Raw genomic sequence first — 17,549 nt, forward strand, 5'->3', positions numbered from 1 at the left:
TTTGGCAGCGCCAGGGAGGGCTTTTGGTCGCTTTGTGCGCTTATGGTATTTAATTGGTGAATCTTTTTTCGAAGATTTGCCGTTCTTAACCAGAGAGTAACATTAACGCGTTTTAATCACCTTACTGAGTTTCGAGTATGGGCGAGTTGAACATGCGTTTACAAATTTTGCAGCACACGTCTGAACGTCTCCTGCGGAATGTCGCGATCGTTCTGATTGCCGGTTTTGGTGCCGGGTGCAGTGCCGATACGATGCGCTTCACTGATGGTATCAGTACGGGCTCTACGTCCAGTCAGCGTGTCGCACAGCAGCCGGCTGGCGATCTTTATGCATCTGCGGCTCCCGTGGCTCCCGCATCGAGCGGTTCCGTTCAGCGCAATTCATTGCCTCCGGTGTCTTCGGCGCCGATGGCAGCACCGGTCGCGGCGGCACGGCAGTCGGTTCAGGCTCCGGTCGCAGCGGCATCCAATAACATTCAGAATCAGGTCGGGCAGGCGCAGGACATGGCCGCAAACCGTGTGAACAACACGGTCAATGCAGCAGAAACCAAAGTCGCCAGCGCGGCAACGTCTACGCGCAACACCGTAAATGGTGCGCAGGAAAAGGTTCTCGGGCAGCTTCCGGCGAACCCAGCCATGCCCCGGCCAACGGATAATAATATCGCGGTTGTCCCGCAGGCACCTGCCGTCAACGGCAAGAAGCCTTCGGCGAACGATATGGCTTCGGCAGGCGCAAATGCTACGACGCCGCCGGCGCCGAACGGCACCTACACGGTTAAGAGCGGCGATTCGCTCTTCTCCATCGCGCAGAAGCACAATGTTCCTGTCGAACAGTTGAAGAAGGCAAACGGTCTGTCGAACGGCGCTATCCGCGTCGGACAGGCGCTCGTCATTCCTTCTGCTGCAGCGGGCAATGCAACGCAGGTCGCAGCGGTTTCACAGCCTCCGGAAAACCCGGCCAAGGCCGCCGCACCAGCCGCCAACGCCGATGTGAAGCCTTACACGCCGCCACAGGCGAGCAACAAGGTGATCGAAGATGCCGAAAAGGATCAGGCGGCAGCGCCTTCTTCCACCGGTATTTCACAGATGCGCTGGCCGGTACGTGGCCGTATTCTCGCAAGCTTCGGCCAGCGTGACGGTACATCGGTAAGCGACGGTATCGACATCATGGTTCCGGAAGGCACATCGGTGAAAGCTGCTGAGAACGGCGTCGTCATCTATGCCGGTGACGGTCTCAAGGAGTTCGGACAGACCGTTCTGATCCGCCACGACAATGGCCTCGTCACCGTTTACGGTCACAACAGCCAGATACTGGTTCAGCGCGGACAGAAGGTTCGCCGCGGTGAAGAAGTTGCAAAATCGGGCATGAGCGGCAACGCGAAATCCCCGAAGCTGCATTTCGAAGTGCGCAAAAATTCGGCTCCGGTCAATCCTTCCAAGTATCTGGAATCGTGATCAAAATCTAACAACGAAAGAAGGCGGGCCAAAAGCCCGCCTTTCTTTTTTGGTTGGTTCCGTCTTCTTTACATTGCAATCCCGAGGCGACCTGCCAGATCCTGGATATATTGCCAGGCAACGCGCCCCGAACGGTTTCCGCGCGTGGTGGACCATTCCAGCGCTTCGGCATGCATCTTGGCCGGATTGTAAGCCAGCTTAAAATAGGCCGCATAGCCATCGACCATCGCGAGATAATCGTCCTGGCTGCATTTGTGGAAGCCGAGCCAGAGGCCGAAACGGTCCGACAGCGATACCTTTTCCTCAATCGCTTCCGAAGGATTGATTGCCGTCGAGCGCTCGTTGTCGATCATGTCGCGCGGCATCAGATGGCGCCGGTTCGAGGTCGCATAAAAGATCACATTGCCGGGGCGACCTTCTACGCCGCCTTCAAGCGCGGCCTTGAGCGATTTATAGGACGTATCGTCATGATCGAAGGAAAGGTCGTCGCAAAACAGGATGAAGCGATAGTCCGTATCCTTGATGAGGTTCATCAATGTCGGAAGACTATCGATATCCTCGCGATGAATTTCGATCAGCTTGAGCGGAGCGCGATCCGCCATTTCAGCGTTCACACTTGCCTGTGCAGCCTTGACGAGCGAGGATTTGCCCATGCCGCGCGCACCCCAGAGCAGAACATTGTTTGCCGGAAATCCTTTTGCGAAGCGCCGGGTATTGTCCACGAGCTGATCACGTACCAAATCTACGCCACGGATCAGTGCGATATCCACTCGGTTGACGCGCTTGACCGGATCCAGGGTCAGTCGTTCGGGAGCCCAGACAAAGCAGTCTGCGGCATCAAGATCGGGTGTTTTGGCTTCCGGCGGCGCAATGCGTTCCAGAGCGGCGATCAAACGGTCCAGTTTCTGGCTGAGTATGTCTTCGGTCGTCATTTCATGCCCCTGATGATAGGGCTAACGGCTTAACATGTCACAGCGGAGGCGAAAAGTGTGCGACCTTGGCGCAGGCGGGATCATCGCCGGTTGCATTTGGCGCGCTAACCATTGTAATGCCGATAATAATTTGTCTTCGAGACTTCAGAGGAGTTCCTAATGTTCGTAACACCGGCTTTCGCTCAGGCATCCGGCGGCGCTGTTGGACCAGATATGCTCATGAGCATTCTGCCGTTCATCCTGATCTTCGTGATCATGTACTTCCTTATCATCCGCCCGCAGCGGACCCAGATGAAGAAGCGTCAGGAAATGCTGACCCAGGTTCGTCGTGGCGATACCGTCGTGACCGGCGGCGGCATTGTCGGCAAGGTTCAGAAGGTTGTTGATGACAACGAACTTGAAGTCGAAATCGCTGAAGGCGTGCGCATCCGCGTTATGCGCAGCACGCTGATGGATGTTCGCGTCAAGGGCGAGCCCGTCGCCGACAACAAGAACAAGTAATTCTTTTTACGACACGCAGGCCCCGGTAAGGTTTCCATAACCGGGGCCTGCGCATTATTCGGTGCGCGCTAATATACGATGCGCGTGCCACGACGCCGGAGAGCGGTTCGCAACAGGTGAACTCCGGCATGCTCTATCCAAGCTGATACGGAATTGCTGCTCTATGCTCTATTTTTCACGCTGGAAATCTGCCCTGATCTGGCTCGCGGTTCTCGTGAGTTTCATCATCGCATCCCCTAACTTTTTCTCGCGTGAAACGCTGGCAAAACTGCCAAATTTCCTGCCGAAGCAGCAGATCGCTCTTGGGCTCGATCTCTCCGGCGGCTCACGTCTGGTCCTGCAGGTGCAGAATCCCGGACGAGGGGAGCTCGAGCGCACCGCAAATATCATGCGGCAGCGTCTGGAGGAGCTTGGTTATGGCAAACCTCTCGTCGAAGAGGAAAACCGCAATCAGATTCGGGTTGAAGTTCCCGGTGTCTATGACGCGCAGCTTCTGAAAGACATTCTCAGCGTTCGTGGAAATTTCTCTTTCCGCGCCGTCGACAGCACCATGTCACCGGATGATGCCATTCGCGGTACACCGCCCGCTGACAGTGAAATCATCTATTCCTATGACGATCCGCCTGTCGGCTATCTCGTCAAGAAGCAACCGATCCTGACTGGCGCCAATGTGACGGATGCCAAGGCGACGCTGTCGGATAACGATAGTGAGCCTGTCATCACGCTGACATTGGACGATGCAGGCCGCAAAAATCTTGCCGAAGCAACATCGCATCTGGTTGGTGGTAGCTTTGCTATCGTCGTCGACAATCAGATCGTTTCCGCGCCTGCCGTCGATGAGAAGCTCGATACGAATGAGCTGCAGATTTCAGGTGCTTTCGATCTTCAGGCGGCCAACAATATGGCCGTTGTGCTGCGTTCCGGCGCGCTGCCGCAAGATGTAACGGTTCTGGAAGAACGCACGATTGCGTCGGCTCTGGGCGAGGACTATGCCAGCGCGGCCGCACTGGCAGCATTGCTTGCGGCACTGCTCGTCGGCCTGTTCATGGTCTTGTCCTACGGTATCCTCGGTGTGATCGCCATGGTCGCACTGGCCGTCAACATCATCATTCTGACAGCCATACTCTCGCTGATCGGCGCCTCGATCAGTCTCGCCAGTATTGCCGGTCTGGTACTGACCATAGGTTTGGCCGTTGACGCCCACATCCTGATTTACGAACGTGTGCGCGAAGATCGCCGCAAGGGCTATTCCGTTGTCCAGGCGATGGAATCCGGATTCTATCGCGCACTCTCGACCATCATCGACGCAAACCTCACCACACTTATTGCAGCGCTCGTTCTGTTTCTGCTCGGGTCGGGGACGGTTCATGGCTTCGCGCTGACGGTCGCGGTCGGCATCGGCACCACGCTCTTCACGACGCTCACCTTCACCCGCTTGCTGATCGCGCAGTGGGTGCGCACAGCCAAACCGAAGGAAGTGCCGAAGCGTCGTCTGAAACTGGTTCCGACTGTAACGCACATTCCGTTCATGCGTCTGCAATTCGTGACGCTCGGCATCTCGGTGCTGGCCTGCGCTATCGTGGTCGCGCTGTTCGTCAATATCGGCTTCAACTACGGCATTGATTTCCGTGGCGGTTCGATGGTTGAACTGCAGGCCCGCAGCGGTGACGCCAATATTGAAGACATCACCGAACGTCTTACCGAACTCAATATCGACAGCGCCCGCGTTCTGCCGGCAAAGTCTCCGCGCTCTGCCCTTGTCATTATCGGCAGTCAGGAAGTCGGCGACGATGCCGAACAAACCGTCGCGGTGAAACTGCGCGGAGAGTTCGAGCAGGACTACTCATTCCAGCGCGTTGAAGTCGTCGGGCCGACCGTTTCGGAACAGCTTTCGCGCGCCGGAGTTCTGGCGGTCATTCTGTCGCTGATCGGTATCTTCATTTACGTATGGGTCCGGTTCCGCTGGCAGCTCGCGCTTGGTGCGGTGCTTTCAACCTTGCACGACGTCATCATTCTCGCGGGCATGTTCATTGTCTTCCGCATGGAGTTCAATCTTTGGAGCGTTGCAGCAATTCTGACGATCATCGGCTATTCGCTGAACGATACGGTGGTGATCTACGACCGCGTGCGTGAGAACCTGCGCGTCTATAAAAGCGCACCACTGCCTGCCATCATCGATGCCTCGATCAACCAGACGCTGTCGCGTACCTTGCTGACGTCCTTTGTGACCTTTCTCGCGCATATTCCACTCTATGCCTTCGGTGGCGCGGATATTCGCAGCTTTGCACTGGCACTGAGCGTCGGTATCATTGTTGCAAGCTATTCATCGATCTTCATCGCCGCTCCATTGTTGGTTCAGTTCGGCCTCAAGCCGCGTGGGCCGGATGAATCCAGCGATCAAATGGATGATGAACTGGCGCAATCGCTGAATTTGGAAAGCTGAAAATGGCCAAAGGGATAGAGATACGCGAGGCCCATTTTCCGGGCCGTGCTCCCATTGACGCCTATGGCGACGGTGGATTCCGCTTTGCCGAAATGTCGCATCGCGGTTCCATTCTTTGCCTGCCTTCGGGCATTCATGGCTGGGAACCTGCGACGCCGCCGACACTGGCCAAAGCCGATCTCAAGATGATCCTTGAGCAGGCATCCGATATTGAAATTCTGCTGGTAGGCACGGGCATGGATCTGCGCCGTATTCCAGAAGACGTGCGCGCTATCCTGCGCGAACACCGCATTTCTTCCGATCCGATGAGTACAGGTGCCGCCGTTCGCACCTATAATGTGCTTCTGGCCGAAGATCGTGCGGTCGCAGCGGCGTTGATTGCTGTAGACTGACATCATGAACGAGAATGAGGCACATTGCCTGGCATTGCTTCGCCAAGCTGACCGGGACCGCTATCTGTCAGTGCTTTATGCGCCGGAGGATCATCGTGGCGGTCTGGCTGCATTATACGCATTCAACGCCGAAGTCGCGCGTATCCGTGATTTGGTTCACGAACCGCTGCCGGGCGAAGTCCGGCTGCAATGGTGGCGCGATCTCATCAACGGCGAGGCGAGGGGCAGTGCGGAAGCACATCCCGTTGCCGCAGCGCTGATCAACACCATTGAAAAATATGAGCTGCCGCGAACTGCTTTCGACAATTATTGCGAAGCGCGCATCTTCGATCTTTATGACGATCCGATGCCCAGCCGCAATGATCTGGAAGGTTATTGCGGGGAAACCGCATCGGCAATCATCCAGTTAGCCGGCTTTATATTGGACAGGGATGCCGCGCAGGCACAGACGGAAATAACCGGCCATGCTGGCGTGGCACAGGCCGTAACCGGCTTGCTTCGCCTTATGCCTATTCACCGGCGGCGTGGGCAACTCTATGTGCCTGCCGATATGTTGCAGGCAGTCGGTGTGACACGCGAGGCTTTTATTGCTGGCGAAGACAAGGCTGCTGTCGAGCGCGTGATCAGCATCATGCTGGCTTTCGCGCGTGAACATCTGGCGATTTTCGAGAAGAACAAGTCACAGATGCCGAAGAGCCTTGTTCCAGCGTTTCTGCCTTTGGCGCTTGTTCCGGCCTATCTGCGAGCAATCGAGCGCCTGGGCGCACAGGCTGCGGAAAATGTGGCGGACATTTCAGCCATCCGGAAGCAATGGCTCATGTTCAGAGCCAACTTCTGAGTAGCCGGAACCGATGGGCTTCAGTCCACTTCGAACCGAAGCCCATCGCAATATCACTCAGCCGGTTCTAGCCCCGAGCCCAGCCCCAACAAGCCCAGCCATTGACGGCAGTCAGCCAGAGCACGTGCGGAAAGCGCGCGTTTCTTGGCAACAGTCTTTTCCTTGCCACGCAGACGCTTGCCTTCCGGCTTCGGAACATCGACGGGCGGGAAAAGCCCGAAATTCACATTCATCGGCTGGAACGAACGCTTGCCCGGTTCGTCGTCGGCAACGATGTGCCCACCCGTTATATGACCGAGCAGGGCACCGAACGCGGTTGTTCCGGGAGGTGGCGTCAACGTCTGCCCCAGCTTTTCTGCTGCAGTGAAACGACCTGCCAGCAATCCAATGGCTGACGATTCGACATAGCCTTCACAACCCGTCACCTGACCGGCAAAGCGCAGTGTTTCGCGTGATTTCAGGCGAAGCGTACCGTCGAGCAGCACGGGAGAATTCAGATAGGTGTTGCGGTGAAGGCCGCCGAGGCGGGCGAATTCCGCATTTTCGAGACCCGGAATCATCTTGAAGATGCCGGTCTGCGAGCCGTATTTCAGCTTCGTCTGGAAACCGACCATGTTGTAGAGCGTGCCGAGCGCATTGTCCTGACGGAGCTGCACGACGGCATAAGCCTTCACAGTCGGATTATGGGCGTTGGTAAGGCCCATCGGCTTCATCGGCCCATGACGCAAGGTTTCCGGCCCGCGTTCGGCCATCACCTCGATCGGCAGGCAACCGTCGAAATAGGGAGTGCCTTCCCATTCCTTGAAGTCGGTCTTGTCGCCTTCGACCAATGCGGCCACGAAGGCCTCATACTGCTCCTTGTCCATCGGGCAGTTGATGTAGTCTTTTCCGGTGCCGCCGGGGCCAACCTTGTCATAGCGCGACTGGAACCAGCAGACATCCATATTGATCGAATCAAAATGGATAATCGGAGCAATGGCATCGAAGAAGGCCAAAGCATCCGCTCCTGTTTGCGCCTGAATGGCCTCAGCCAGTGAAGGCGCGGTCAGGGGACCGGTGGCAACAATGGTCGTTCCCCATTCCTCAGGCGGCAGGCCGGTGACTTCTTCCCGAACGATTGTAATCAGCGGATGGGCTTCAAGCTTGGCAGTGACGGCCTGCGAAAAGCCTTCGCGGTCGACGGCCAGCGCACCACCTGCGGGAACCTGATGTGTGTCGGCGCACGCCATGATGAGCGATCCGGCAAGGCGCATTTCGGCATGAAGAACGCCGACGGCATTGGTTTCGGCATCATCCGAGCGGAAAGAGTTGGAACAGACAAGCTCGGCCAGTTGCTCGGTCTTGTGGGCGTCGGTGCCGCGTACGGGGCGCATTTCGTGCAGTATGACGGGCACGCCCGCCTGCGCGAGCTGCCATGCAGCTTCAGAACCGGCAAGACCGCCGCCGACGACGTGAACGGGAGAAAGATCGGATGTGTTTGACATGGGCCATTCCCTTATCGCCTTTGCTGAACGCCTTCAATGGAGAAGGCTCGCTAAGGATGGGAATCGAGCCGCAAAAAGAAATGGCATCCGTCGCGGGAGGAGGAGCGACGGATGCCATTATGGTAAGACCGGCATTGGGAGGAGGAGAACCGGTCTTGTTATCGCAAAACCTGGGAGGAGGATGGTTCTGCGATGAACCAAGTCTGGTGGGAGGAGGATCCAGACTTGGAGAAACCCCTATCGGGAGAAACTGTGAGGCTCGTTAATTAACGGGCCTTGGTCTGGCGAGCCACGAACGGAATGTCCGCGCGGGAGATGCCAAGATCGTTCAGCTCACGGGTGGAGAGCTGGCTGAGTTCATTGACGGTGTCGCGGTAACGGCGCCAGTTGTTGTAAGAGCGGAGGAGGTTCATCGTGCTATTCCTTCATCGTTGAGGAACTGGAGTTCTGTTCAATTCATCTCGTTTGTTGCCCATGATATAAGCTATTGTTTTCGCAGGTTGCAGACCCGAGTTTGCATAGCTGCTCTGCGGGTTCTGCACGACACGTTAAATCGATTAGACTGGTACGGCACAAAATTGCCGCAAAGCGATTTGATCCACTCTTTGCCGGCAGCGCAGTTTCCTATATGTTCTCAAACGCTTACGGTTGCGACAGCAACAACTGACAGAATGACCAGGAGCTAATTTGTCATTTTCCATTTCTGTTGAACGCCTGATCGAGAGATGGCAGCGGGACGGTCTGATCGATGCGGAAACAGCATCGAAACTGAATGCCGACCTTGAAAAGCGCGCTTCGGTCTTCAGCCTTGGTTCCGTTCTGGCCACGCTTGGCGGGCTGCTTCTCGGCGCAGCCGTTATCATGCTGGTTGCCGCGAACTGGCAGGAAATGCCGCGCCTCATGCGCATCGGCCTCATATTCGTTCTTATTTGGGTGAGTTATCTCGGTGGAGCCTGGCGGCAGTCTCGTGGTGACAAGCTGTTTCCGGCTACGCTCTATATTGTGGGTGCTGCATCGTTCGGGGCAGGGCTGGCGCTTGTGGGGCAAATGTATCATTTGTCCGGCGACATCCATTCCGCCGCAATCTATTGGTCCATAGGCGTTCTGGTTTCGGCTTTTCTTCTACGCGCGCCGGTGCTGGCGGCTTTCGGTGCCGGTGTCGCCTGCTTTTATCTTTCGACCTACGTTTTTGATACCTCGTCCTATGATGACGTGACCTATCGCTGGATCGGACCGCTGCTTTTGCTGTTCGGTGCTGCAGCGGCCTTGTTCACGCGCTCGCGACATGCAGCCCATCTGTGGGCAATGTTCTCCATCGGCTGGGCTTTGCTCGTCTATGCGGAGCATGAGAGCAATACGGTGCTGGTGCTTATGCTGGTCGTGGGAATCGGTCTGATACTGGCTGACGGTTTTGCCCATGATACGGTGCAGAGACTGACCCGCTTCGCTCATCCGCTCGCGGCATACGGGCTGGCTCTCGCGCTGTTGGCGCTTGTTACGCTTCAGATCAACCAGATGTTCTCCTATTCCAGCGTTACCGCAAATCTGGATAGGGACATATTATATAGCATCTTCATACTGGCGCTCGCGATCGGGGCGATTGCTGTTGCCGGTCGAAATAATGGCGGCCTGCGTTCCATCGCCTATGCCGCATTTTCGATCCAGGTTCTCTATCTGGCTTTCGAGACGGTTGGCACCATGATCGGAACATCCGGCTTCTTCCTGACTGCGGGCATTCTCGTGCTGCTGCTGGCTGCTTTTGTGAGACGCATGGAGAACCGGTTCGGAAGGAAAAGCAGCGTGGAGGCCCGCCTATGATTATTCGGCTCAAATGGCTCTATGTCGGGGCAACCGTCACTGCATTGCTGCAGACCGGCATTCTTTATGCAGGCATAGAAAAGCGCGCCTCTGTCCTGCGTTCGGGTGCGGAAGTGACGCTGCAGACGGAGCCTTTCGACCCGCGCGATCTGATGCGCGGCGACTATGTCGTTCTGGGGTACGAGATTTCCAGTCTGTCCCGAAAGGATATTCAGGGCGAGCGTCCTGCCGGTTCGCGAACCGTCTATGTGGCCGTGAAGCCCGATACAAACGGGATAGCGCGGTTTTCACGCGCGTCATTCGTTCCGCTTTCAGACCTTACCTCCGGTGAGGAGCAGATTCGGGGCGAGGCTGCTTATTCTATATCCGATGATGCGGAATCGAATATTCGTCTCAATTTTGGCATCGAACGGTATTATGTACCCGAGGGGCAGGGACGTGCGATTGAAGACAGCCAGCGCGAGCGGCGGATTACTGCCGTTGTGGCGGTCGATCCGAACGGAACGCCGGTCATCAAAGCCCTGCAGGAAGACGGCCGGCAGCTTTATCAGGAGCCTCTTTATTGATCCTGTCATCACGCCCTGTTTCAAAAGGGTTGGCTGATGCGACAGGATCGCTATATAGAGACGGAAAGGGTAGGAAGAGCTCAGCCTGATCGAACCTTGTAAATCTATGCAAGGAAGGCGGCTTTTTTCCTTTGAACCGGGAAAATTGGATGATATAGAGACGCGCGCTTTCGAGGGGCGGTTCAATATCTGAGACGAATAATGGTGCGTTCTGAGGAATGTGCTTCGGTTCAGAAGCGGATGTGGCGAAATTGGTAGACGCACCAGATTTAGGTTCTGGCGGGAGACCGTGGGGGTTCGAGTCCCTCCATCCGCACCACAATTTACTCTCCTTCAAATCAGCAACTAATTGAAAACAAACGAAAAACAGCCAAATTGAAAATTGGCGGTTTACATTTTTGCCCCAAACTGTGATACATATTGTGCTACAAACTGAGTTTTTAAGCTCGTTTTTTCGGTGCGATATGGTGGGTTGATGGGGCGAAATTCATCTAAAAGAGATGCCGACAGGTTCCTGTTTCTGAGGTCCGGAAAATACTATTATCGTCGTCGCGTGCCGGACAATCTCGCCCTCCGCGATGAGCGCGCGCCAACGATTCGCGTCAGCCTGAAAACCGATGATCTCGCTCTCGCCCGTGCCAAGCGGGATTTGATGGAAGAGGCTGACAATATCCTTTGGGCATCAATGGTGCTTGATGAACCGCGTGATCCGGCCCGCTCACGATATGAAGCATCGATGAAGCGCGTCGAAGCTCTCGGACTGACATACCGATCTGCGCAGACGATGAGCGCGCAATCGTCACTTGACGAGATTGTTACCCGACTGGAGCGCGTTGCCAGCGAGCGGTTGCCGCAAGAGCTGGCGCAAGGCGTTGCCGGTGGTATTCCTGTTCCTGATGTGACCGTCAGCAAGGCATTCGAGATCTACTGCGATGAGATTGTGCCGGATGAGCTGGTGAACAAGAGTGCTGTTCAAAAGGCTCAATGGAAAAAGGTGAAGTTGCGCGCCGTTAACAATTTTATTGCTCTCGTCGAGGGTGATAAGGCGATGACCGATATCACGCGCGATGATGCGATGAAGCTATACCGTCATTGGTTGTCCAGGATCGCGCCCAAAGAGGGAAAGTCCACTCACTCGGCTTCGTCTGGCAATCGCGACATCGGCAACATGCGAGTACTTTATGACGCGTATTTCACCTATATCGGTGAGGAAGGCAGGGCGAACCCGTTTGCGCGCCTCAACTTCTCCACCCGGAAGAAGCGCTCCCGCCCGCCGTTCCCTCGTGAGTGGCTGACCGGAACGATTATGAAGCCGGGAAATCTTGCGACTTTGAATGATGAAGCTCGAGGGATTGTGCTGGCGCTAATCGAAACAGGGGCGCGACCAAGTGAGTTGGCAAACCTGACCGCGTCGTCGATCCGGCTTTCGCACAAGGTTCCGCATATTGCTATCGAGCCGCGCGATGATCCGGACGATCCGCGTGAGATCAAAACGACTTCGTCTGAGCGCCTCGTACCTTTGGTCGGCGTAGCGCTCGCCGTTTTTCGCAAGCACAAGCAAGGATTCCCGCGTTACCGTAACCGTGAGAATGATCTATCCGCCACGCTAAACAAATATTTTAAGGAAAATAGCCTCTTCCCGACGCCTCAACATAAGATCTATTCATTCCGCCATTCTTTTGAGGACCGAATGAAAGAGGCTAATCTGGATGATGAACTGCGGCGGCTGTTGATGGGGCACACAATCGAACGCCCCCGGTATGGCATGGGCGGCTCGCTGGATTGGCGGCAGAGCGAGCTCAAGAAAATCGCGCTGCCTTTTAGTCCGGCTATCGTTTAAATGACGCCCAGCTCCTCCAGTAAGCACATGACGAAAGGCGTTACCGTGGCTGGATCCGTGATTTCCATCACAAAGTCACCTTCATCGCCCTCGGCTGATTCCTCAATCGGGCAACGGCGCAGCGCGTAATCGATGGCATTGCGGATATCAACATCGCTAGGCTTGTTCATAGCTTGCTGGCCTCCTTTGCGCGCAAGAGGGCGATGCACGGCTTTACGCCTGCGAAGGCATCGCGGATTTTCTGCTTGGTTGCTGCGGTCGTCCTGTCAGGTGCGTCTAGCTTGGAGAGACGGGTAATGAGGTCGGTCACCATGACATTCTCCGTTCCTGCGCTTTGTAATTCACCCACATTTCGTTGCCGCAGGTCGGGCAGTCGAAAACGAGACAGTCACCGTCTCGCGGATCGTGGACGGTGCGGCCTTCATGCGCTTCAGCCTGCACTAATGTTGAGCATTTGCGGCACTGGAGCGTGTAGGTCACGTTCTTAGTCAGGGTGCCTTGTCTGATGATTTTCATGACGGCTTCCTTCCCAGAACGGAGGCGAGAAATGCCTCATCACTTTTGTTCATGCGCAAATTGGCAAGCGCGTATCGGACGCCATTTTCAGCAGCCGCGAGCTTGGCTTCGAGGGCTTCGATTGCCGCGCCACGTTGCCACGCTAAGTCGTCGGCTGTTTTGAATAGCCCTTTGGTTTCCGCGAGTTGGTTGGCCAATTCTTCTTGGCGTCTGGCTACAGCGATGTTTGTGCCGATCAGTTCTTCAATCCGCGCTGCCTGCGCCGCGTTGTCGGCTTCAGCCTTTTGAGCGCGTTGAATAAGCTTCTCATTCTCAGACAAAGCCGCTTCGGGATTTCCAAGTGCAAGACGAGCATCTTCTACGGACCGATAATGTTGAACGCTGCCAATTGGATTGGAAATTACGGTCGTAACCATTTCCTTTAGCCAACGCTCTTTCAGTTCGGTCTGCTCAGCACGCGCCATCTGCTGACTGGCGATACTGGCAAGCCTGTCACTCTCCGCCCGTTCCGCCGCCAATAGCTCCTCAGCCTGCGAGCGGGTGACGAGTTCGCGGACAAGGAAGCCGTCCTTTCGGTAACGGTCTGGAAAGCCAGTCGGAAGCCATTCGTATGTTTGGTTGTGCCAATACTGGTGTTCAACCGTCTCCAACTCCCTGTACTTGCCGGTAGCATCCGGCGATAAGGGAGCAACGGGGGTGGGGCGGGTGTTCCAGCGTTTTGTGAGAATGCCCCGTTGATGTTCTTCGGCAATGCGCAGAGATACCATCGCAGTTGAATATTCCATGTGTAGGCCGCAAGGCTCACACCAGATAGCGGCCTTGATATCCGTGAATTTCGAAGACGGATCAGCGCTACACAGAGGGCAAGGCTTCAGTTCACTCGCCATGACGGTCGCCTCCTGATGGGTGGCAATCGAAAAATTCAGGATCATTGGCAATAAAGTCGAATACATCGCCGTAATCCAATCCAAGCCGGTCATGAATAAGCGCCCAATGCGCACCATCTGGAAGATCGAGTTCTTCCACCTCTTCCATCACGTCTTTGACTTGCTGTTTTGATGGCTTGTTCATTCCGCGCCCTCCGAAGCTGGTGCAGAGGACTGCGGGAACGGCTTCCATTCTGTTGGGCGATATGAAATCAGTCCATCTTCATGATCATAATGAAGCCATTCTCCATGACAGAAAAAGCATGAGAACGCCTTGAAACGGTTACTTCTGCGGGCAGTAATCTCCGTCCCATCCTTCGGCGCGCTTTCAATCGGCAACCACCCATCCCCCTCGACCTTACCGGCGTCGGCATGGTCCGGGGAGGATAGGGCGCGGATGGCGGCGATGCGCGTGGTGATGTGAGCTTGAAGCGTTTCAAGCAGGAAGCGCTTTTCGTCGTGGAAATATTCAAGATTAATGGCAAGCTGCTGTTCTATAGCCTGAAGGTGTTCCTCCAACGCCAGCTCACGCGTTGCCGGAGAGTTTGCATTCGCTGGCCCGTCAACTCCAATTTCCTTGAATGGATCGGTCAGGGCGTACAACGGTACCGAAAAAAATCCCTTGGCGGCGTCATCTTCGTCAACCGGGTCGTTCTCGAGGCTCCATTCGTCCTCTCGCAAATCGCGACGACCAACGATATGGCCAAACGGTCCGTGAAGCTCACGCACTGCGGAAAGCGCTGCCACTCCAGTAACTGCTGCTTCCAAATCGGGACAAGCAGCAAGAGCTAGTTTATCGAGATGAGGATCATTCCCGTATTTGGCTTGCACATACTGCAATACTGGAATGAAAGCCTTGATGGCTTTGCTGATCAGTGTGTTCCTCTTTCCGTCGTCGCTAGGTTTATCTAGAGACGTGGGATGATTATGTGCGGCCTCATGGGTTGTGTGTTCTGGCATCATCATGGCGTAAACCTATTAAGGTGAAACTTGCGTTCGGCTCTGTAAGCGGTTGATTGCCTTAGCAACTACGTCCTCAGCGTCTCGCAATTTCTCCAGCTCGGATTCCAGGCGCTTCCACAGCGGGACCATAAGGACGGCTTCGCCCTTCGGTGCCCCGGCCATGATCCGCGCGAGGATATCGAGCGCATTTTCCACGCGCTCGGCAGTCATTGGAGGTTTCTTGCGAGAGCGGGCCATTACTCGGTCTCGACGGGTTTGCCGTTTTGGAGGGTGTAAAACGTATCTGGCTTAATATCGTTCTGACCGGCGATGCCTGACCAAACCGCGACGATCTCCATTTGGTCGTTACGCTCGACGAGAAAGAGCGCGCTGCCTTCCTTGCCGCGTACCTTGCCCTGGTATCCTGTTGCGGTGGCAGCGCTCCGGTCTCCCGATGCGGTGGCAGCGCTCCGGTCTCCTGTTGCGGTGGCAGCGCTCTGGTATCCCGTTGCGGTGGCAGCGCTCCAGTCTCCCGATGCGGTGGCAGCGCTCTGGCATCCCGTTGCGGTGGCAGCGCTCCGGTCTCCCGATGCGGTGGCAGCGCTCTGGTATCCCGTTGCGGTGGCAGCGCTCCGCCATCCCGATGCGGTGGCAGCGCTCTGGTCTCCTGTTGCGGTGGCAGCGCTCCGCCATCCCGATGCGGTGGCAGCGCTCCAGTCTCCCGATGCGGTGGCAGCGCTCCGGTCTCCTGTTGCGGTGGCAGCGCTCTGGTATCCTGTTGCGGTGGCAGCGCTCCAGAGTCCTGATACAGTTGCAATCGATCGGTCGCCTTGAACTTCTATTAGCTCGCGTTCGCCAGATGCGAGATGACCATCAATGCGTTTGGCCCGCTCGACGATGTAGCGCACTGCGGCTGCGATCAATTCCGGGATTTTCAACTCGGCTTTGATGGTGATTTCGGCTGCTGCGATTTTGGTGTCTTTACCTTCCTTGCTAGTGTCGCCGGAAAGCTCGACCTCTCCATAACGGCTGCTCGCTGGAGGATAATATCCGAAGACATCAAGAGGGTATTCGCAGGCATGGAAGCCGCTTTCACAAGCGACAACGCCGCCTTGATGCTGGAAGCTCTTACTCAGCTCAAACTGGTATCCTCGGCAGCGCAGCTCGGCGTCAAAGCCTTTGTATGCAACAATCTTAGTCATGCGGATCCAAGCCCCTCTCGCGGGTGATTTTGAATTGATGAATCAATCGGTTTGCCGCCAATCGCGGCATTGACTCGCGCCTTTCCGGCGCGGTTACTGCGGTGATGAGTGATGCGACCGCTGCCAGCAGGCCTTCGGTCAGGCCGTCCAAGGCGTCCTCGGCGGACACGCCGGATGTGCGGATCTCGCGCCACTGGTTGAAGATCGTATCGAGAACGGCATCGCGGGTTTCATCCGCTATTGCCTGCCGTTCTCCCTGATCTGACCAACGGGCCATAAAATTCGGTCGATCAGCCGAAAATTCGAGATGCCAGAATGGCTGCGCAAGCGACGCACGCAATCAGAGTGGACAGAACGATCATGTAATTCAGGTCGCTGTCTTCGGTCTGGTATGCCGTCGGCAAGTGAAAGCCGCCTGTTTCGGTTTTAAACTCGTGATTATCCTGCATGGTTACGCATCCTTACCGGTGAGAATGGGCATCGGGTTCTCGCTCGGCTCGAAAAATCGGCACGACAACGCGCGATGCGGGATGGCTCGCTTTGCTTTGTTGAGGATGGGCTTGAGGCAGTAAGCGTCTTTCGGCTCGCCCGGATACAGCTTGTTCTTTTTGCCATTCCGCTTTGGGGGGCAAACTTTTCGACATAGTTGCCGCGGCTGTCTTTAACGAGCTTCTTTTTGCCCCAGTGCCTGCACTGGCGGCAGGTTGTGCCTTCCGGTCCCGTTCCGGCGATATGCGCCTGTCCGAGATAAGTATTACGGATCGGGCAATCGAAATCCGCTGCCGTCATGTGCGGGCTGATATTGAAATGCTCTGCCATTCTACACTCCGCTCGATGATAACGGGCGCGCGCAACTAATCCTTGTGAAAGGCTTGCACTTTCCCGCTGTGGGAATGAAGTTGCTTGGTAAATTGGTGGTGCCGAGTCGCGGGGAGCGCGATTCGGCACCTACACCTAATCGTGGAAAGGAACACGACCAGATGAATGGGATGGAGCCATCGCAATGGTACGCATCGAAGGACGGGAAGCCGACGCCGCCTCCGCCACCACCACGACCCACGCCGTCGCCGCTGCCGGGCAAAGGTGGGCAAAGAGGCGATACAAACTTCGCACCGCCGCCACCGCCGCCCCGTCGGACGAAGTAGAGCGCCACAATCTCAGATTTGGGCTGCGCGAGCTGATCGCCTACCACGCTATGCGAGAGCAGGCCCTCGCTCGCCTTAACCGCTTCCTCACCGGATTGCAGGTGTTTCTCGGAACGAGCGCCATTGCTGTCATGACCAACACGGTTGCGATAAACCCGGCATGGCTTGTAGTGGCGTCGGCGTTGGCTGGCGTGGTTCTCCTGGTCGTCGACCCGGCGGGCGGCGCGCGAGACCATCGCGCGCTTCGCAGCCGGTATCACAACCTTCTCGCCGATGTCGAAGAATGCGATGGATCTGCTGAGGAGTTGCGATCGCTTCGGGCGAAAAAGGAGAGAGCGACTGCCGACTCGCCACCTTCTTATCGTGGCGTGCAAGCAATTGCCTTCAACGCCGCCGTTAATGCAACATACTCCGAAGCAGAAGCTTCTGGATATCGCTATGCGGTCGGTTTCTGGCGAAGGGTATTCGCCAACTGGTTCCCGATGAGGGGTTTCAAGTTTGAAATGGAAAACCCCAAGTGACGGGCGCAGCAGCGTTCGGCTTGGCAATT

Annotated in this window: 23 protein-coding genes and 1 tRNA gene; 12 read left to right on the top strand and 12 right to left on the bottom strand. The window is 56.1% G+C overall.

Going from position 1 to position 17,549, the window contains the following annotated elements; genetic code table 11:
- The first annotated feature begins 137 nt into the window (after positions 1 to 137).
- Positions 138 to 1,454 (top strand): cell division endopeptidase DipM, encoded by a 1,317-nt coding sequence (dipM, locus tag OHI65_RS14685; protein WP_043062152.1) that lies wholly within the window; start codon positions 138 to 140, stop codon positions 1,452 to 1,454.
- A 68-nt stretch (positions 1,455 to 1,522) separates the two neighbouring features.
- Here dipM and OHI65_RS14690 read toward each other — a convergent pair whose 3' ends face one another.
- On the bottom strand, positions 1,523 to 2,386 hold the full coding sequence (locus tag OHI65_RS14690) for an ATP-binding protein (RefSeq protein ID WP_264359096.1): 864 nt from the start codon (positions 2,384 to 2,386) through the stop codon (positions 1,523 to 1,525).
- A 159-nt stretch (positions 2,387 to 2,545) separates the two neighbouring features.
- Here OHI65_RS14690 and yajC point away from each other — a divergent pair, with 159 nt between their 5' ends.
- From yajC to OHI65_RS14710, 4 genes are all read left to right on the top strand, one after another.
- Complete coding sequence (gene yajC, locus OHI65_RS14695; RefSeq protein WP_010661250.1) at positions 2,546 to 2,887, top strand: preprotein translocase subunit YajC; 342 nt, start codon at positions 2,546 to 2,548, stop codon at positions 2,885 to 2,887.
- A 163-nt stretch (positions 2,888 to 3,050) separates the two neighbouring features.
- Positions 3,051 to 5,330: a protein translocase subunit SecDF gene (gene secDF, locus OHI65_RS14700; protein WP_264359097.1), complete on the top strand. Its 2,280-nt coding sequence runs from the start codon at positions 3,051 to 3,053 to the stop codon at positions 5,328 to 5,330.
- A gap of 2 nt (positions 5,331 to 5,332) precedes the next feature.
- The gene (locus OHI65_RS14705; protein ID WP_012092205.1) at positions 5,333 to 5,722 is read left to right on the top strand and encodes an Mth938-like domain-containing protein; all 390 of its coding nucleotides are present in this window, start codon (positions 5,333 to 5,335) and stop codon (positions 5,720 to 5,722) included.
- A 4-nt stretch (positions 5,723 to 5,726) separates the two neighbouring features.
- Positions 5,727 to 6,560, top strand: a complete 834-nt coding sequence (locus OHI65_RS14710) for a phytoene/squalene synthase family protein (RefSeq protein ID WP_264359098.1) — start codon at positions 5,727 to 5,729, stop codon at positions 6,558 to 6,560.
- Positions 6,561 to 6,613: 53 nt separating this feature from the next.
- Here OHI65_RS14710 and trmFO read toward each other — a convergent pair whose 3' ends face one another.
- Entirely contained in the window at positions 6,614 to 8,044 is a 1,431-nt protein-coding gene (gene trmFO / locus OHI65_RS14715; protein ID WP_125334273.1) for a methylenetetrahydrofolate--tRNA-(uracil(54)-C(5))-methyltransferase (FADH(2)-oxidizing) TrmFO, read from the bottom strand.
- Between the two features lie 266 nt (positions 8,045 to 8,310).
- The gene (locus tag OHI65_RS14720; protein ID WP_006466676.1) at positions 8,311 to 8,457 is read right to left on the bottom strand and encodes a DUF1127 domain-containing protein; all 147 of its coding nucleotides are present in this window, start codon (positions 8,455 to 8,457) and stop codon (positions 8,311 to 8,313) included.
- A gap of 274 nt (positions 8,458 to 8,731) precedes the next feature.
- On the opposite strand from OHI65_RS14720, the gene OHI65_RS14725 reads away from it, so the two are divergent.
- The 4 genes from OHI65_RS14725 to OHI65_RS14740 all read left to right on the top strand — a co-directional run bounded on the left by OHI65_RS14725 (position 8,732) and on the right by OHI65_RS14740 (position 12,268).
- Complete coding sequence (locus OHI65_RS14725) at positions 8,732 to 9,862, top strand: DUF2157 domain-containing protein (RefSeq protein WP_094513706.1); 1,131 nt, start codon at positions 8,732 to 8,734, stop codon at positions 9,860 to 9,862.
- Complete coding sequence (locus tag OHI65_RS14730) at positions 9,859 to 10,428, top strand: GDYXXLXY domain-containing protein (RefSeq protein WP_264359099.1); 570 nt, start codon at positions 9,859 to 9,861, stop codon at positions 10,426 to 10,428. The genes OHI65_RS14725 and OHI65_RS14730 overlap by 4 nt, the downstream gene beginning before the upstream one ends.
- Before the next feature lie 236 nt (positions 10,429 to 10,664).
- Positions 10,665 to 10,747, top strand: a tRNA-Leu gene (locus OHI65_RS14735).
- Positions 10,748 to 10,903: 156 nt separating this feature from the next.
- Positions 10,904 to 12,268 carry a DUF6538 domain-containing protein gene (locus OHI65_RS14740; protein WP_264359100.1) on the top strand — a complete coding sequence of 455 codons (1,365 nt, stop codon included), beginning with the start codon at positions 10,904 to 10,906 and terminating at the stop codon, positions 12,266 to 12,268.
- Here the strand turns inward: OHI65_RS14740 and OHI65_RS14745 are convergent.
- From OHI65_RS14745 to OHI65_RS14775, 7 genes are read right to left on the bottom strand one after another with little or no spacing between them, the layout of a single operon-like run.
- On the bottom strand, positions 12,265 to 12,438 hold the full coding sequence (locus OHI65_RS14745; protein WP_264359101.1) for a hypothetical protein: 174 nt from the start codon (positions 12,436 to 12,438) through the stop codon (positions 12,265 to 12,267). The two genes, OHI65_RS14740 and OHI65_RS14745, sit on opposite strands and share 4 nt — an antisense overlap.
- Entirely contained in the window at positions 12,435 to 12,581 is a 147-nt protein-coding gene (locus tag OHI65_RS14750; RefSeq protein ID WP_264359102.1) for a hypothetical protein, read from the bottom strand. The genes OHI65_RS14745 and OHI65_RS14750 overlap by 4 nt, the downstream gene beginning before the upstream one ends.
- The gene (locus tag OHI65_RS14755; RefSeq protein WP_264359103.1) at positions 12,575 to 12,784 is read right to left on the bottom strand and encodes a hypothetical protein; all 210 of its coding nucleotides are present in this window, start codon (positions 12,782 to 12,784) and stop codon (positions 12,575 to 12,577) included. Before OHI65_RS14755 ends, OHI65_RS14750 begins: the two co-directional genes overlap by 7 nt.
- Positions 12,781 to 13,671, bottom strand: a complete 891-nt coding sequence (locus OHI65_RS14760) for a hypothetical protein (RefSeq protein ID WP_264359104.1) — start codon at positions 13,669 to 13,671, stop codon at positions 12,781 to 12,783. Before OHI65_RS14760 ends, OHI65_RS14755 begins: the two co-directional genes overlap by 4 nt.
- On the bottom strand, positions 13,661 to 13,855 hold the full coding sequence (locus OHI65_RS14765; protein WP_264359105.1) for a hypothetical protein: 195 nt from the start codon (positions 13,853 to 13,855) through the stop codon (positions 13,661 to 13,663). Before OHI65_RS14765 ends, OHI65_RS14760 begins: the two co-directional genes overlap by 11 nt.
- Positions 13,852 to 14,676: a hypothetical protein gene (locus OHI65_RS14770; protein ID WP_264359106.1), complete on the bottom strand. Its 825-nt coding sequence runs from the start codon at positions 14,674 to 14,676 to the stop codon at positions 13,852 to 13,854. The genes OHI65_RS14765 and OHI65_RS14770 overlap by 4 nt, the downstream gene beginning before the upstream one ends.
- Before the next feature lie 12 nt (positions 14,677 to 14,688).
- Positions 14,689 to 14,883, bottom strand: coding sequence for a hypothetical protein (locus tag OHI65_RS14775; protein WP_114215513.1), 195 nt, complete (start codon positions 14,881 to 14,883; stop codon positions 14,689 to 14,691).
- Positions 14,884 to 14,982: 99 nt separating this feature from the next.
- Between OHI65_RS14775 and OHI65_RS14780 the strand changes: the two genes are divergently transcribed.
- Positions 14,983 to 15,486 carry a hypothetical protein gene (locus OHI65_RS14780; protein ID WP_264359107.1) on the top strand — a complete coding sequence of 168 codons (504 nt, stop codon included), beginning with the start codon at positions 14,983 to 14,985 and terminating at the stop codon, positions 15,484 to 15,486.
- Positions 15,487 to 15,518: 32 nt separating this feature from the next.
- Entirely contained in the window at positions 15,519 to 15,881 is a 363-nt protein-coding gene (locus OHI65_RS14785; RefSeq protein WP_264359108.1) for a hypothetical protein, read from the top strand.
- Here the strand turns inward: OHI65_RS14785 and OHI65_RS14790 are convergent.
- On the bottom strand, positions 15,847 to 16,131 hold the full coding sequence (locus OHI65_RS14790) for a hypothetical protein (protein WP_264359109.1): 285 nt from the start codon (positions 16,129 to 16,131) through the stop codon (positions 15,847 to 15,849). The two genes, OHI65_RS14785 and OHI65_RS14790, sit on opposite strands and share 35 nt — an antisense overlap.
- 13 nt (positions 16,132 to 16,144) lie before the next feature.
- Positions 16,145 to 16,303: a hypothetical protein gene (locus OHI65_RS14795; protein ID WP_162750369.1), complete on the bottom strand. Its 159-nt coding sequence runs from the start codon at positions 16,301 to 16,303 to the stop codon at positions 16,145 to 16,147.
- A 554-nt stretch (positions 16,304 to 16,857) separates the two neighbouring features.
- On the opposite strand from OHI65_RS14795, the gene OHI65_RS14800 reads away from it, so the two are divergent.
- Positions 16,858 to 17,520 carry a hypothetical protein gene (locus OHI65_RS14800; RefSeq protein WP_264359110.1) on the top strand — a complete coding sequence of 221 codons (663 nt, stop codon included), beginning with the start codon at positions 16,858 to 16,860 and terminating at the stop codon, positions 17,518 to 17,520.
- Positions 17,521 to 17,549: the final 29 nt, after the last annotated feature.

The sequence above is a fragment of the Brucella sp. MAB-22 genome (assembly GCF_025908475.1).
Classification (GTDB): domain Bacteria; phylum Pseudomonadota; class Alphaproteobacteria; order Rhizobiales; family Rhizobiaceae; genus Brucella; species Brucella anthropi.

Excerpts from the sequence above, each read along its gene's own strand:
- dipM (WP_043062152.1), top strand. The coding sequence starts at position 138 with ATGGGCGAGTTGAACATGCGTTTACAAATTTTGCAGCACACGTCTGAA.
- OHI65_RS14690 (WP_264359096.1), bottom strand. The coding sequence starts at position 2,386 with ATGACGACCGAAGACATACTCAGCCAGAAACTGGACCGTTTGATCGCC.
- yajC (WP_010661250.1), top strand. The coding sequence starts at position 2,546 with ATGTTCGTAACACCGGCTTTCGCTCAGGCATCCGGCGGCGCTGTTGGA.
- secDF (WP_264359097.1), top strand. The coding sequence starts at position 3,051 with ATGCTCTATTTTTCACGCTGGAAATCTGCCCTGATCTGGCTCGCGGTT.
- OHI65_RS14705 (WP_012092205.1), top strand. The coding sequence starts at position 5,333 with ATGGCCAAAGGGATAGAGATACGCGAGGCCCATTTTCCGGGCCGTGCT.
- OHI65_RS14710 (WP_264359098.1), top strand. The coding sequence starts at position 5,727 with ATGAACGAGAATGAGGCACATTGCCTGGCATTGCTTCGCCAAGCTGAC.
- trmFO (WP_125334273.1), bottom strand. The coding sequence starts at position 8,044 with ATGTCAAACACATCCGATCTTTCTCCCGTTCACGTCGTCGGCGGCGGT.
- OHI65_RS14720 (WP_006466676.1), bottom strand. The coding sequence starts at position 8,457 with ATGAACCTCCTCCGCTCTTACAACAACTGGCGCCGTTACCGCGACACC.
- OHI65_RS14730 (WP_264359099.1), top strand. The coding sequence starts at position 9,859 with ATGATTATTCGGCTCAAATGGCTCTATGTCGGGGCAACCGTCACTGCA.
- OHI65_RS14740 (WP_264359100.1), top strand. The coding sequence starts at position 10,904 with ATGGGGCGAAATTCATCTAAAAGAGATGCCGACAGGTTCCTGTTTCTG.
- OHI65_RS14745 (WP_264359101.1), bottom strand. The coding sequence starts at position 12,438 with ATGAACAAGCCTAGCGATGTTGATATCCGCAATGCCATCGATTACGCG.
- OHI65_RS14750 (WP_264359102.1), bottom strand. The coding sequence starts at position 12,581 with ATGGTGACCGACCTCATTACCCGTCTCTCCAAGCTAGACGCACCTGAC.
- OHI65_RS14755 (WP_264359103.1), bottom strand. The coding sequence starts at position 12,784 with ATGAAAATCATCAGACAAGGCACCCTGACTAAGAACGTGACCTACACG.
- OHI65_RS14760 (WP_264359104.1), bottom strand. The coding sequence starts at position 13,671 with ATGGCGAGTGAACTGAAGCCTTGCCCTCTGTGTAGCGCTGATCCGTCT.
- OHI65_RS14765 (WP_264359105.1), bottom strand. The coding sequence starts at position 13,855 with ATGAACAAGCCATCAAAACAGCAAGTCAAAGACGTGATGGAAGAGGTG.
- OHI65_RS14770 (WP_264359106.1), bottom strand. The coding sequence starts at position 14,676 with ATGATGATGCCAGAACACACAACCCATGAGGCCGCACATAATCATCCC.
- OHI65_RS14775 (WP_114215513.1), bottom strand. The coding sequence starts at position 14,883 with ATGACTGCCGAGCGCGTGGAAAATGCGCTCGATATCCTCGCGCGGATC.
- OHI65_RS14780 (WP_264359107.1), top strand. The coding sequence starts at position 14,983 with ATGCCTGACCAAACCGCGACGATCTCCATTTGGTCGTTACGCTCGACG.
- OHI65_RS14785 (WP_264359108.1), top strand. The coding sequence starts at position 15,519 with ATGACCATCAATGCGTTTGGCCCGCTCGACGATGTAGCGCACTGCGGC.
- OHI65_RS14790 (WP_264359109.1), bottom strand. The coding sequence starts at position 16,131 with ATGGCCCGTTGGTCAGATCAGGGAGAACGGCAGGCAATAGCGGATGAA.
- OHI65_RS14795 (WP_162750369.1), bottom strand. The coding sequence starts at position 16,303 with ATGCAGGATAATCACGAGTTTAAAACCGAAACAGGCGGCTTTCACTTG.
- OHI65_RS14800 (WP_264359110.1), top strand. The coding sequence starts at position 16,858 with ATGGTACGCATCGAAGGACGGGAAGCCGACGCCGCCTCCGCCACCACC.